This is a genomic window from Clostridium sp. YIM B02500 (assembly GCF_022324665.1).
Lineage (GTDB): Bacteria > Bacillota > Clostridia > Clostridiales > Clostridiaceae > Clostridium > Clostridium beijerinckii.
In genome coordinates, this window is the sequence record NZ_JAKGTE010000051.1 from 1 (window position 1) to 14,510 (window position 14,510).

Annotated in this window: 8 protein-coding genes; 1 reads left to right on the plus strand and 7 read right to left on the minus strand. The window is 30.8% G+C overall.

Annotated elements, in window-relative coordinates:
- Positions 1 to 195: 195 nt before the first annotated feature.
- The 6 genes from L1S46_RS24720 to glnA all read right to left on the minus strand — a co-directional run bounded on the left by L1S46_RS24720 (position 196) and on the right by glnA (position 10,316).
- Complete coding sequence (locus tag L1S46_RS24720; protein WP_238901250.1) at positions 196 to 486, minus strand: hypothetical protein; 291 nt, start codon at positions 484 to 486, stop codon at positions 196 to 198.
- Positions 487 to 691: 205 nt separating this feature from the next.
- Positions 692 to 1,609: a type II CAAX endopeptidase family protein gene (locus tag L1S46_RS24725; RefSeq protein ID WP_238901251.1), complete on the minus strand. Its 918-nt coding sequence runs from the start codon at positions 1,607 to 1,609 to the stop codon at positions 692 to 694.
- A 537-nt stretch (positions 1,610 to 2,146) separates the two neighbouring features.
- A complete protein-coding gene (locus tag L1S46_RS24730; protein ID WP_238901252.1) occupies positions 2,147 to 3,619 on the minus strand; it encodes a glutamate synthase subunit beta in 1,473 nt (490 codons plus the stop codon).
- Between the two features lie 13 nt (positions 3,620 to 3,632).
- A complete protein-coding gene (gene gltB / locus L1S46_RS24735; RefSeq protein ID WP_238901253.1) occupies positions 3,633 to 8,210 on the minus strand; it encodes a glutamate synthase large subunit in 4,578 nt (1,525 codons plus the stop codon).
- A 172-nt stretch (positions 8,211 to 8,382) separates the two neighbouring features.
- Positions 8,383 to 8,943 (minus strand): ANTAR domain-containing protein, encoded by a 561-nt coding sequence (locus L1S46_RS24740; protein ID WP_012060362.1) that lies wholly within the window; start codon positions 8,941 to 8,943, stop codon positions 8,383 to 8,385.
- 41 nt (positions 8,944 to 8,984) lie between these two features.
- Positions 8,985 to 10,316: a type I glutamate--ammonia ligase gene (gene glnA / locus L1S46_RS24745; RefSeq protein ID WP_041899351.1), complete on the minus strand. Its 1,332-nt coding sequence runs from the start codon at positions 10,314 to 10,316 to the stop codon at positions 8,985 to 8,987.
- Between the two features lie 1,745 nt (positions 10,317 to 12,061).
- Here glnA and L1S46_RS24750 point away from each other — a divergent pair.
- A complete protein-coding gene (locus L1S46_RS24750) occupies positions 12,062 to 13,375 on the plus strand; it encodes an aspartate kinase (protein ID WP_077831074.1) in 1,314 nt (437 codons plus the stop codon).
- 324 nt (positions 13,376 to 13,699) lie between these two features.
- Here L1S46_RS24750 and L1S46_RS24755 read toward each other — a convergent pair whose 3' ends face one another.
- On the minus strand, positions 13,700 to 14,353 hold the full coding sequence (locus tag L1S46_RS24755; protein ID WP_039769507.1) for a DedA family protein: 654 nt from the start codon (positions 14,351 to 14,353) through the stop codon (positions 13,700 to 13,702).
- Between the last annotated feature and the right edge of the window lie 157 nt (positions 14,354 to 14,510).

Here is a 14,510-nt window from a genome sequence, read left to right on the forward strand (position 1 = left end):
TAAATAAAAATAAGTGCAAATGTATAACCATTTATTTATGGTTTACACTTACACTTATACAGTACCAAAAAGAAATATATAAAGGGTTCTAACAAATTTTTTCATAAAATTTATAATTTTCTAACTAATTTATGCATAATTATTTAGACAGCAAAAAAGCTCAGTTACCAAAAACTGAGCTTTAATATAAAAATATTATTTTTCTTTTTTGTCTACATCTTCATATTCAACATCAATGATTTCTCCAGTTGTATAGTCATCTACAGGAGCGTTGTAGACTTCCTTATCTCTATCATTATTATAATAGTTATTTAAATTCTTCTTTCTCTTTTTTTCTCTAAAAAATCCCACTATCTTCATAACAATATATATTATTACTCCTGCTATCAGAAGCCATGGAAGAATGTGTAGAATTAATGATCCTACTAAAAATATTATACAAATTGTTCCTATAATATACATGTATCTTTTAAATTCTCTGTTCATTACACTCAACCTCTATATTACTTAGTTTCTCATTTAGTTAAAAGCATATCTTAAGTATACCTTATGAATATAAAATTTACAACGTACATAACAAAATCGCAGTCGACTTTGGTTAAGTTCCGTATTGTGCTTCGCACTCTTTTCATTTTTTAAGTTCCGTATTGTGCTTCGCACTCTTTTCATATGTGTAGATTTTTTATGCATTTTATGCTCTATAATGTATGAATTTATATGTCATTAAAATTGTTACTATAAGCAATGCTGTAACAACTATTCCTCCTTCTGGTCCAAAGCTTCCCCCATTAATTATATTTGAATTAATAGTTCTTATGGTATATATAGAATCTGTAACATTACCACTTACCAAAAATCCAAAAATGTCTCCCTGAAAATAATTCCAAGTTATATGATACCCTATGCACATCCATATATTTTTAGTCTTTATGAATAAATATCCCATAAAAATTCCGAATAAAAACAAATTCACGTATGCAAGTAAACTGATTCCATGATTTAATGAATGCATTAGTGAAAAAATTATGGATGATCCTAAAATAGGAATCCATGCTATTTTAGTTTGTTTCAAAACAGTCATGCAATACCCTCTAGCAAAAAGTTCTTCATTAATCCCAACAAATATAAAAACAATAAGCTGTAAAAATAATGTTCTTGAAAAGTTTGGACTATTAAAACTATTCACTAGTTCAACTGATTTAGTACATAATAATATAATTGCAACTATAGTAAATGATATTGCGCCAAATAATAAGCCATAAAATAAATCTTTCCATCCTTTTCTTATATTAATTAATCCAATATCTTTCACTTTTTTTCTATCTAGAACTTTCCAGAATAAAACTACAAAGAATATCATTAGTATGCATTGTATCAAATTCAAAAATGCGCCTGGAAAAGAAGACATACTTAAGAGCTGCTCAGTAATATAACCTATACCCTCATCTTGCTTTGACAGCAATGCTGGATTAGTCATAAAAACAAATGCACTATATATATTACTGAAGACAACCGACATTATAGTTGTAGATACAAAGAAACATACGAAAACAAGTATTATCTTCCAACCAGATCTTACTTGCTTACGATCATTACTAAAAATTCTCATTAACATCCTCCAATCAATTTCTCTTTACAATTTTATTCTCTTTTAAAACATATATCTCTAAATCAACCCTTTTCCATAATTTATCCCCTCAATTGGCATAATGTCCGCAGATTTATCTTCAATATAAATTCCTAGAGAATAAAAAATATTCACCTCTATATTATATATATCTAGTTAATATAAATTCATGAAAATATTCTTAATTATTAATTAAACATATATATTTCATGCGAATCTATACTGAGTGTGGCGTTACTTTCCCAATATATATTTCGATTCACAATTCACAGTTCACAATGCACAATGCATATTTCACAATTACGACTAAGACTCTTGAAATATTTTTATAATTATCATGAAGGATTATTTTTGCAATATATATACCATCTATAAACATGTTGGTTATAAAATATTCTTCATAGAATCCAAGTACTTGCTTATTGTTATCTAGTATTTCTAAATTGAGATTCTAATTTTACCTAAAAAAATAGAAGTGATACCTCTAAATACTTAGAATATCACTTCCATTTCAATATGCTATTTTCTTAAGAATTCATTAACAGATATTCCTGCTCTTATTCCTTCATTTATAGCTGTAACAACTAATGATTGTCCACGTCTAGCATCACCTGTTGAAAATACTTTGTGTACATTAGTTTTAAAATCTTTTTCATTTGCTTTTATGTTACTTCTTACATCTGATTCAACACCAAAAGCTTCTTTAATGTAATTTTGTGAACCTGTGAAGCCCATTGCAAGCAATACAAGTTCAGCTTGATAAGTTTTTTCTGATCCTTCAACTGGCACTGGACCAAATCTTCCATTTTCGTCTTTCTTCCATTCAACTTTTACAGTATCAACACTTTCAAGATTTCCATCTTTATCTGTATTAAGACCTGTAACTGTAGTTAAATATTCTCTTGGATCCTTACCATAAAGGTCTATAAATTCTTCTTGGCCATAATCAACCTTAAGAACTTTAGGCCACTCTGGCCATGGATTATTAGCTCCTCTTTCTTTAAGAGGTTCACCCATTATTTCAAATTGAACTAATGATTTACATCCATGTCTAAGTGAAGTTCCAACACAGTCTGTTCCTGTATCTCCACCACCAATTACAATTACATTTTTATCTTTTGCCGAAATATAATTATTATCATCATGATTTGAGTCTAGAAGACTTTTTGTATTAGCTTTTAAGAAATCTACTGCAAAATGTACGCCTTTAACTCCATCTCTACCTTTTGCTACAAGATCTCTAGGCTCAGATGCACCAGTTGCAAGTACTACTGCATCATATTCATCTAATATTTCATTTGCATCATAATTTTCACCAATATTAGCGTTAGTTACAAATCTAATACCTTCCTCAGCCATAAGATTTATTCTTCTTAATATAACTTCTTTATCAAGCTTCATATTTGGAATACCATACATTAATAATCCACCTGGTCTGTCACTTCTTTCAAAAACAGTAACTTTATGACCACATTTATTTAATGTATCTGCTGCTGCAAGTCCTGCTGGACCTGATCCTATTACAGCAACTTTTTTTCCAGTTCTCTTAGCTGGAGGATTAGCTTTAACTATTCCATTTTTAAAAGCAGTATCAATTATAGCTCTTTCATTTTCCTTTATAGCAACTGAAGGCCCATTTAATCCTGCTGTACATCCAGCTTCACATGGAGCTGGACATACTCTTCCTGTAAATTCTGGGAATGGATTAGTCTTATCTAATCTTTCATAAGCTAAATCCCATTTTCCTCTATACACTAAGTCATTCCATTCAGGAATTAGGTTATGAAGTGGACAACCAGATACCATACCTGAGAATAATACTCCTGATTGGCAGAATGGAACACCACAGTCCATACACCTTGCACCTTGAATACTTTGCTTTTCTGCTGGAAGACTTAAATGAAATTCTTTATAGTCTTTTATTCTTTCTTTAGGTTCTCTATTTTTACCTACTTCCCTATCATACTCTAAAAATCCCGTTGGTTTACCCATTTTTCTAACCCTCCTAATTTCCTTTAATTTCTTGGAAAGTTTTAATTAATGCTTCATCCTCATCACATCCAAGATTCTTATGCTTTTCAACAGTTTCCAATACTCTCTTATAATCCTTTGGAATTATTTTGTGGAATTTAGATTTTTCTGTCTCAAAGTTGTATAATATTTTATTTCCTTTAGGAGAGCCTGTAACTTTCACATGTTCTTCAATTAAGTTCTTTAATTCTTCTTCATCTTCTAAGCTTAACTCTTCTAATAGAATCATTTCTTCATTTAAGTTTATTCTAAAGTTTGGATCCTCTTCATAAATGTAAGCAATTCCGCCACTCATACCAGCAGCAAAGTTAATTCCTGTTTTACCTAAAACAACAACCTTACCACCTGTCATGTACTCTAATCCGTGAGCTCCAACTCCTTCAACAACAGCAGTCGCTCCTGAATTTCTAACGCAGAATCTTTCACCTGCAATACCATTTATAAATACTTTTCCTGAAGTTGCACCATATAAAGCAACATTTCCAATCAAGATATTATCTTCTGCTACAAATGTTGATTTCTTTGGAGGATATACTATAATCTTACCACCTGATAATCCCTTACCTAAGTAATCATTAGCATCTCCTTCAACCTCAAATGTTAATCCACTTGGAATGAATGAACCAAAACTTTGACCTGCAGCTCCATTACACTTAATAGTAATAGAATCTTCTGTTAGTCCATCTGAACCATTTACTCTTGTTATTTCAGATCCAAGAATAGTTCCAAGTGTTCTATCAGTATTAGTTATATCAATTTCAAAGTTTACTTTTTCTTTCTTTTCTATAGCGTCTTTAAATTGGCTTAAGAATACTTTTTGATCTAGCACTCTTTCTAATTTAAAGTCGTATTTCTTAGTTTCATCAAACTTAACAACTTTTCCTTTATACTTATCTGGAGTGTAAAGTATTGAGCTTAAATCAACATTCTTAGCTTTCCAGCCATGAATATTTTCTCTCTGTTTAAGTTTATCTACTCTACCAACCATCTCATCAATATTTCTAAATCCAAGACTTGCCATAATTTCTCTTAGTTCTTGAGCTATAAAGTACATAAAGTTAACTACATATTCTGGCTTTCCTTTAAATCTCTTTCTAAGCTCTTCATTTTGAGTTGCAACTCCAACTGGACAAGTATCTAGATTACAAACTCTCATCATAACACACCCCAAAGTTACTAATGGTGCAGTTGCAAAGCCAAATTCTTCTGCTCCAAGAAGGGCCGCTATAGCAACATCACGTCCACTCATAAGTTTACCATCTACTTCAACTCTAACTCTTTCTCTTAAATCGTTAAGAAGTAATGTTTGGTGAGCTTCAGCTAGTCCAAGTTCCCAAGGAAGTCCGGCATTTTTGATTGAGTTTTTAGGTGATGCACCTGTTCCTCCATCATACCCTGAAATTAATATTACTTCTGCTCCACCTTTAGCAACACCAGCTGCAACAGTTCCAACTCCACATTCTGAAACTAACTTAACAGATACTCTAGCTCCAGTGTTTGAATTCTTTAAGTCATATATTAATTGAGCTAAATCTTCTATTGAGTAAATATCATGATGAGGTGGTGGTGATATAAGACCAACCCCTGTAGTTGAATGTCTAGTTTTAGCAATCCATGGGTAAACCTTAGTTCCAGGTAATTGACCACCTTCACCAGGTTTTGCTCCTTGTGCTAGTTTTATTTGAAGTTCATCTGCATTTACTAAATACTCTGAAGTTACTCCAAATCTACCAGATGCAATTTGCTTTATTGAAGATCTTCTTGAATCCCCATTTGCATCTTTAGTCCATCTATCCTTATCTTCTCCACCTTCACCAGTGTTAGACTTACCGCCAATTCTGTTCATGGCAATAGCAAGTGCTTCATGAGCTTCCTTAGAAATTGATCCATAAGACATTGCTCCTGTCTTAAATCTCTTAACAATTTCTGAAACTGGCTCAACTTCTTCAAGTGGAATTGCCTTAGAATTATAGTTAAATTCTAATAATCCTCTTAAAGTGATTTCAGCTTTTTCATCATCAATTAAAGAAGTATATTCTTTAAATAATTCATAATTTGATGTTTTAGTAGCTTCTTGAAGTTTATGAATAGTTAGTGGATTATATAAATGCTCTTCTCCACTATCTTCTCCTGATCTAAGCTTTTCATATCCTGGAGAATCTAGCGAAAAGTCTGCTGCATAAGTTTTTTCTTTAAATCCATTTTTGTGGTTTATCTCTGCTTCTTTTTGAATTTCAGCGAGTCCAATTCCATCGATTCTGCTTATAGTATTAGTAAAGTATTTATCAATAACTTCTTTTCCAATTCCTATAGCTTCAAAAATTTGTGCTCCTTGATAAGATTGTATTGTTGAAATACCCATTTTTGAAAGTATTTTAATTATACCTTTAAGCACTGCTTTATTATAGTTGTAAACAGCTTTATCATATTCTAAATCAAGTAATCCTTCTTCAATTAATCCTCTTAAGCTTTCATAAGCCATATATGGATTTATAGCAGAAGCACCAAATCCAAGCAATGTAGCAAAATGGTGAATCTCTCTAGGCTCTCCACTTTCAAGTATTAGAGCAACTGAAGTTCTTGTTCCTTTTTTAACCAAATATTGATGAAGTGCTGATACTGCAAGTAATGACGGAATAGGAACTTTTGACTCACTTATATTTCTATCAGATAATATAAATATAGTATATCCCTTTTCATAAGCATCTTGAGCTTTTTCAAACGTTTCATTTAATGCTTCCTCTAAAGAGCCACCTTTATCAAATACAATATCAATTACTTTTGATTTTAAGTTTCCTTTATTATAAGCCTTTATTTTAGCTAATTCTTCATCATTAATTATTGGTGAATCAAGTTTAATCAACTCACAATTTGATGCTTTATCTTCTAATATATTACCTTCTGGTCCAAGATAAACATTAGAAGCTGTAACTATTTCTTCTCTAATAGCATCAATAGGAGGATTAGTTACTTGTGCAAATAACTGCTTGAAGTAATTAAATAACGGTTGAGAATTCTTTGATAATACTGCTAAAGGAACGTCTACACCCATAGCTGCTAATGGTTCAGCTCCAGTTTCAGCCATTGGAAGCATTGTTGTTTTTACTTCCTCATAAGTATATCCAAAAGCTTTTTCTAATTTCTTTCTAGTTTCCTTATCATATTCAATCTTGAACTTCTTACTTTCATTCATTTTATCTAAAGTAATCAGATTTTCTTTTAACCACTCTCCATAAGGATATTGATTAGCATAAGAATTCTTTAATTCTTCGTCATCTATAACTTCTTTCTTAACTGTATCTACAAGTAACATTCTACCTGGCATTAATCTATCTTTCTTTTCAACAATTTCAGCTGGTATATCTAATGCACCAACTTCTGAAGAAAGAATAAGTCTTCTATCTTTAGTTATATAATATCTTGATGGTCTTAAACCATTTCTATCTAAAACTGCACCAACTTTTTCGCCATCTGTAAATACGATAGCTGCTGGACCATCCCATGGTTCCATTAGTGTAGCATTATATTCATAAAAAGCTTTCATTTCTTTACTCATAGTTTTACTCTTATACCATGGTTCTGGAATTGCCATCATAATGGCTCTAGTTAAATCCATTCCATTCATATATAAGAATTCTAAATTGTTATCAAATATTGCAGAGTCTGATCCTTCTTTATTTATGATAGGTAACACTCTGTTTAAATCTTTTCCAAGTGCTCTAGATTTAACATTTGTTTCTCTAGAATAAACCTTATTAACATTTCCACGAAGTGTATTAATTTCACCATTGTGAATCATAAATCTATTAGGATGAGCTCTTTCCCAACTTGGGAATGTATTAGTACTATATCTTGAATGTACTAACGCCAAAGATGTTTCAACTCTTTCATCTTCTAAATCTTTATAAAATTCTCTAAGCTGTGTAGATAGTAACATTCCTTTATATACTATTGTCTTTGATGAAAAAGACGCTATGTAGAAAGTTTCATTTAAGAACTTACTTATCCATCCTGCTCTTTTCTCTATATTTCTTCTAACAATATATAAATTTCTTTCGAAATCTTTTCCTGGTTTTATTCCATTTGGTCTTCTTACAAAAGCTTGCATTATTGCAGGCATTGCTTCTAGCGATGCTTTTCCAAGTATTGAAGGGTTTGTTTGAACTTCTCTCCACCCAATTAGTTCAAGTCCTTCTTCCTTTGATATATCTTCAAAAAGGCTCATAGCTTCTTTTCTTGCCTTTTCTTCTTGTGGTAAAAATACCATAGCAACAGCGTAATCCCCTTCGTTTCCGAGAGTCATACCTTTTGATTTTAATTCTTCCTGAAAGAACTTATGTGGTATATTAAATAATATTCCTGCTCCATCTCCTGTATGTTCATCAGCGCCTGTACCACCTCTATGCTCTAGCTTTTCTAGGATAGTTAAACAATCTGATAATATTTCATGAGATTTCTCACCATCAATGTTTACTATAGTCCCAATTCCACAAGCATCATGTTCAAAACATGGATTATATAACCCCTGTGCATTCGGATTATTTCTTTCCATTAAAATTCCCCCTTGAGATAATAATATATTCATTTGTACCTTCTTAAATATTTATCTATCAGGCACCTATTTATCCTTAAAACAATCATATTGCATTTATGTGTAGCAAACAACGAGTAAATACATCCTTTTTTGAAATATAATTACTCGCGTATTGGCTACATTTTATAAGTTATTCATTTTCACTTAATATTAAACTCGCAATATCTTTCATTCTTTTCCCAGAATCCATACTTATCTTCTGCATATATCTAAACGCTTCATTCTCCGTAAGTCCTGAAGTTTTCATGAGTTGACCCTTAGCCTTTTCGATAAGCTTTCTATCTTCCAGAGTATGTTCTAACTTTTCAACTTGATCTCTCAGCTTCTTGATTCTCTTTTTGCTTTGAAAAATTAAATTTATAGCATTAGTTAAGAGAACATTAGAGATTTTAGTACCAATACAATATATATCGGTATCTTCTTCTATAAATGATTTATAAGGCTCATTTACGATAGCTAAAAAACTAGTTACATCTACTAGTGTTTCATAAACATCTAGTAAACTCATATCCTTGAATTTATATCCTACTAAGACTAGGTCTGGGGAATGTTGCATAACTAATCTAATTAATTCATTTCCTGAAGCACATAATGCTATGATTTCATAGCCTTCCTGCATTAGTAAACTCTTTAATTTTTTTGCTGTCTCAATATTGCTTAAAGCTATAATAATTCTTCCATCTTGAGCCATTGCAATCCCCACCTTAATTAATAATAATTGGTATTACTAAATTAATATCTATTAAGATAGTTTTCTAATTCCCAGTCATGTACTTTAGTTCTATAATCATCCCACTCAGCTGCTTTACCTTCAAGATAATTATTGTATACATGTTCTCCTAAAGCTGACTTAGCTAACTCACTTTCTCTCATGAATTGAACTGCTTCATATAAGTTATTAGGTAAGTTATCAATTCCGTTAGCTTTTCTTTCCTCATCAGTCATAGCAAAAATATTTGCTTCAACTTCTGCTGGTGGTTGTAGATTGTTTTTAATACCATCTAATCCTGCTTGTAATAGAGCTGCTAATACTAAATATGGGTTAGAACTTGGATCTGGACATCTAAGCTCAACTCTAGTCCCTGCGCCTCTAGCTGCTGGTACTCTTATCAATGCTGTTCTATTTTTACAAGACCAAGCTAAATAAACTGGTGCTTCATATCCTGGTACTAATCTCTTGTATGAATTAACTAATGGGTTAGTAACAGCTGCAAGACCTTTGATATTCTTTAATAATCCTGCTATAAAGTTATAAGCTATTGGACTTAAGCCATTCTTATCATTTTCATCAACAAAAACATTCTTTCCATCCTTGAATAATGACATATTAACATGCATTCCTGAACCATTAATTCCGAAAATTGGCTTTGGCATAAATGATGCATGTAATCCGTGTCTTTGTGCAATAGACTTAACAACTAGCTTGAATGTCATAATACTATCAGCTGTAGTTAATGCATCACCATATTTAAAGTCAATTTCATTTTGTCCTTCAGCAACTTCATGGTGAGATGCTTCAATCTCAAATCCCATTTCTTCTAATGCTAAAGTCATGTCACGTCTTGCATTTTCTCCTAAATCTGTAGGTGCTAAATCAAAGTACCCACCTTTATCTTGAGTGTTTGTTGTTGCATTACCATTTTCATCAGTTTCAAATAAGAAAAATTCACATTCAGGTCCAACATTCATTGTATATCCAAGTTCAGCTGCATCTGCTATAGCTTTCTTTAAGATATATCTTGGATCACCTTCAAATGGCTTTCCATCTGGTTTATAAACGTCACAGATTAATCTTGCAACCTTACCTTGTTGCGGTCTCCATGGGAAAATTACAAAACTATCTAAGTTCGGTCTTAAATTCATGTCAGATTCTTCAATTCTAACGAAACCATCAATAGATGATCCATCAAACATACATTCATTATTTAATGCTTTTTCTAACTGTCTGTCTGTAATTGCTACGTTTTTTAATGTTCCAAAGATATCTGTAAATTGAAGCCTTATAAATTTAACTCCATTTTCCTTTACTAAGTTAATGATATCTTCCTTTGTGTACTTTGCCATTTTACAAACCCCCTTTTTTTCTAAAAAAAGGCGCACAATAGAAGCGGTATACCATCTATTGAACGCCTTTGCTCAATTCATTTAATAAGTAAATTATATACCACCGTTTCTAACAAATCAATAGATTTTTTAAAAAAGTAAGTATTTTTGTGGTAAAAACTTTAATTTTTAAAGAAATTAATACCATATTCTTTAAAAATTAAAGCTTATATTTATTAAATTGATAAATATAAAAAATAACTTCTGCAGAAAATTATTTTATAACTTATAACAAAAAAACGAAATCAATCTGAATTATTAATTCTATGACTCCGTTGTCAAAGTATATATAAATTTGTAATACATATAGATATCCAACCAAGACCTGAACTTATGGATATGTCTCACCGAAATGAATAACATACTTTTGTTCCAGTTTCTATGTAATTCTGATGGGTGATTCTAAGGCTATAAAGTTGCACCCAAAGTGCTAGCCTCAAAGAAGAAGCTCTGAACTAGCACATTTGGAACAACTTATAGCCAAAGAATCACATCCATCAAAATTACCAATGAAACATTCCACAAAAGTATATTACCCATTTCTAGTTGGGATATATTTCATAGTATAAATATAACTTATAATTGGCTTATCTATATAACTCCTGATAATTAAAATATTTAGATGTTAAATTACCAGTACCATATTGTTAACATACTTTTTATTTCTACATTGTTTTTCTTAATTTATTCAACGTTGAATTTCAATTAAAAACAAGAAATAATCAAGTTTCACTTGGTATTTTCATTATACAAATCAATATTTACTCTGTCAAACGTTATTAATAATACTCACTATTTTCTCTACATATAATATATGTTGCAATTAAATTTCTAAATTTTAATCTGAACTTATGCGTATACCTCACCGAAATAAATAATATACTTTTGTTCCAGTTTCTAGGTAATTATAATGGGTGACTCTAAGGCTATAAAGTTGCACCCAAAGTGCTGGCCTCAAAGAACAATCGCTCACAGAGAGAAAGTTCCAAGAACGAAATATGAAATGCTCATAGAGAAAGTTCTGCTTACCAAATGTAAAATTTGGAGCATCACTTTTCGATTCTCACTTTTTGAACTAGCACATTTGGAATAGTTCAAAGGAAACTCGACTCACTTCGTTCACTGAGTAATTTCAATTGACCAAATCATAGATTCGGAATTTTAATTAAGAATCACATCCATCATAATTGCCAATGAAACATTCCACAAAAGTATATTACTCATTTCTGGTTGGAAAACACTTCATAGTCTAAGTATAGTTTATGATTGTGGTATCTATAATTAAATATGATAAGTTTTTTTCATAAAATATATACGCTGTAATGCACAATTCACAGTTACGGCTAAAATTATTGTAATACTTTTAGAATTATGGTGAAGAATTATTTTTGTAGTGTATATAATTTATTATATTAAATGAATTTTCTTCATTAATTATTTAAAGGCATTCTATGTGTTTTTACACAGACAAAGAAATAAATAACTTGATTTATGATTGCAAAACTCAGTACCTGCTATACTATACTTCTATCTTATATCCATTTCTTAATCTGCTTTGCAGTTTATTATATGTTCTTTTCTATAAATAATACTCAAATGATCAAGAGAAAATAATCATTTAGCATTATTAATAATTAACTTGAACATTTTTAGATAAATTGCTACAATCTTATATGTAAAAATACATATATATGGGGGCTATAATTATGAACACAATTGTAACAAAATTTGGTGGAAGTTCACTAGCAGATGCAACTCAATTTAAAAAAGTTAAAGAAATAATCTTTTCAAATCCAGAAAGAAGATATGTAGTGCCATCTGCACCTGGAAAAAGAAATTCTAAAGATTCAAAGATTACTGATTTATTATATCTTTGCCACGCCCATGTTTCTACTGGAATATCTTTTGATGATGTTTTTAATCATATAACAGATAGATATTGTAATATAGTTAAAGATTTAAATTTAGACTTTAATATTACAGAACATTTGAACATCATAAAAAAAGATCTTGAAGAAGGGGCTTCAAGTGATTATGCTGCAAGTAGAGGTGAATACTTAAACGGATTAATACTTGCTAACTATCTTGGCTTTCAATTTGTTGATGCTAAAGACGTTATGGTTTTTAATAGCGACGGTTCCTTAGATTCTAAAGCAACAGATTCAGCCCTTCATTATAAATTATCTAAAGTTTCTAAGGCTGTAATTCCTGGCTTTTATGGAGCAGATAAAGACGGAAATATAATCACATTCTCAAGAGGTGGTTCTGATGTAACAGGAGCTTTAGTTGCTTCAAGCATCAATGCTGATCTTTATGAGAATTGGACAGATGTTTCAGGATTTTTAATGGCAGATCCTAGAATAATAGATAATCCAAAACCAATAAGCAAAATAACTTATTCAGAACTTAGAGAACTTTCCTATATGGGTGCTTCTGTATTACATGAAGATGCAATATTCCCAGTAAGAGAAGTTGGAATTCCAATAAATATAAAAAATACAAACAAACCTCAAGACGAAGGTACTTTTATCGTAAAAAATACAGATGGCTCAATGAAACCAACAACTGTAACAGGTATAGCTGGTAAAAAAGATTTCACAGTTATCTCAATATCTAAAGCATCAATGAATTCAGAGCTTGGTTTCTGTAGAAAAATCTTATCAATACTTGAACAGCACAATATTTCATTCGAAAATATGCCTTCTGGAATAGATACAGTATGCTTTGTAATTCAAGACACTCAATTGAAGAACAAAAAGGATGTTGTTGTGGAAGAAATTAAAAGAGCATGCAACCCAGACAGTATAGAAATCCATCCAAATTTAGCTATGATTGCTACTGTTGGACGTGGAATGGCTAAACAAAGGGGCACTGCCGCTAAGATATTTACAGCTCTTTCAAATGCTGAAATCAACATTAGAATGATAGACCAAGGTTCTAGTGAAATGAACATACTAGTTGGTATAGAAAATGATGATTTTGAAAAAGGAATTGCTGCAATATATAACGCATTTAATTAGAAAATAGATATAACCGAAAGAAGGATACACTTTTGTTCCAGTTGCTAGATAATATGACTTTGGATTTCTAACATTAGAAATTGTACCCATTCCTGCATGATCCTTAGTTCCTAAGGACAAGCAACAATGGAACAAGTTCTAATGAAGAAACTCCTAAAGCCACATTCTCAATGCAACACTCCACAAAAGTATATCCTTCTTTCTGATAATGTATGATTTTAATATGTAATTATTAATCTATAACTATAAATAATGTTCTTTTCTATAAAATATTAATTTAAAAGCCTAATTAAAGAGTCTTTCCACTCCCTAATTAGGCTTTTTTTATACTGTTTGATTAGTCTTTTTCATCTTGCTTCTTAAGAATTCAACGATAACTGGTACAATAGAAATAAATATGATTGCTATAATTACAAATTCAAAGTTCTTTTTAACTACTGGAATGTTTCCAAAGAAAAATCCTAGTGCTGAAACTACTAGTACCCATAGAATTCCGCCTATTGCATTAAACGAAATAAAGTGCCTATATTGCATCTTTCCTATTCCAGCTACAAATGGTGCTAGCGTACGGACTATTGGGATAAATCTTGCAAAGATTATTGTTTTTCCACCATGCTTTTCATAAAACTTGTTAGTTTTATCTAGGTGTTCTTTCTTAATAAGTTTCCCGCCAGCAATATTAATAAGTTTATCGCCAAAAATTCTTCCTATTTCATAATTAACTGTGTCTCCTAAGATTGCTGCAACCATTAGAAGTCCTAATAATGCATATATATTAAGCATTCCCATAGCAGCAAAAGCGGCAGCAGCGAATATTAACGAATCTCCCGGTAAAAATGGAGTTACTACTAATCCTGTTTCCAAAAATATTATGAAAAATAGTAGCAAGTATGTTTCAAATCCATAATTGTTTATTATGAATCCTAGATATTTATCAAGATGCAAGAATATATCAATTAAATAAGTAACTGTATTCATATTTTTCCTCCCATATGTTTCGACATATTAATTAATTTATAACATATGGTTATTATACATTATTATTTAGTAAAGGGAAATTAAGATTTAATTAAAAATAAATTCTTGAATTTATCAAAACTTATACTTAATATTTTCACGTTATATATTTATGATT

Excerpts from the sequence above, each read along its gene's own strand:
- L1S46_RS24720 (WP_238901250.1), bottom strand. The coding sequence starts at position 486 with ATGAACAGAGAATTTAAAAGATACATGTATATTATAGGAACAATTTGT.
- L1S46_RS24725 (WP_238901251.1), bottom strand. The coding sequence starts at position 1,609 with ATGAGAATTTTTAGTAATGATCGTAAGCAAGTAAGATCTGGTTGGAAG.
- L1S46_RS24730 (WP_238901252.1), bottom strand. The coding sequence starts at position 3,619 with ATGGGTAAACCAACGGGATTTTTAGAGTATGATAGGGAAGTAGGTAAA.
- gltB (WP_238901253.1), bottom strand. The coding sequence starts at position 8,210 with ATGGAAAGAAATAATCCGAATGCACAGGGGTTATATAATCCATGTTTT.
- L1S46_RS24740 (WP_012060362.1), bottom strand. The coding sequence starts at position 8,943 with ATGGCTCAAGATGGAAGAATTATTATAGCTTTAAGCAATATTGAGACA.
- glnA (WP_041899351.1), bottom strand. The coding sequence starts at position 10,316 with ATGGCAAAGTACACAAAGGAAGATATCATTAACTTAGTAAAGGAAAAT.
- L1S46_RS24750 (WP_077831074.1), top strand. The coding sequence starts at position 12,062 with ATGAACACAATTGTAACAAAATTTGGTGGAAGTTCACTAGCAGATGCA.
- L1S46_RS24755 (WP_039769507.1), bottom strand. The coding sequence starts at position 14,353 with ATGAATACAGTTACTTATTTAATTGATATATTCTTGCATCTTGATAAA.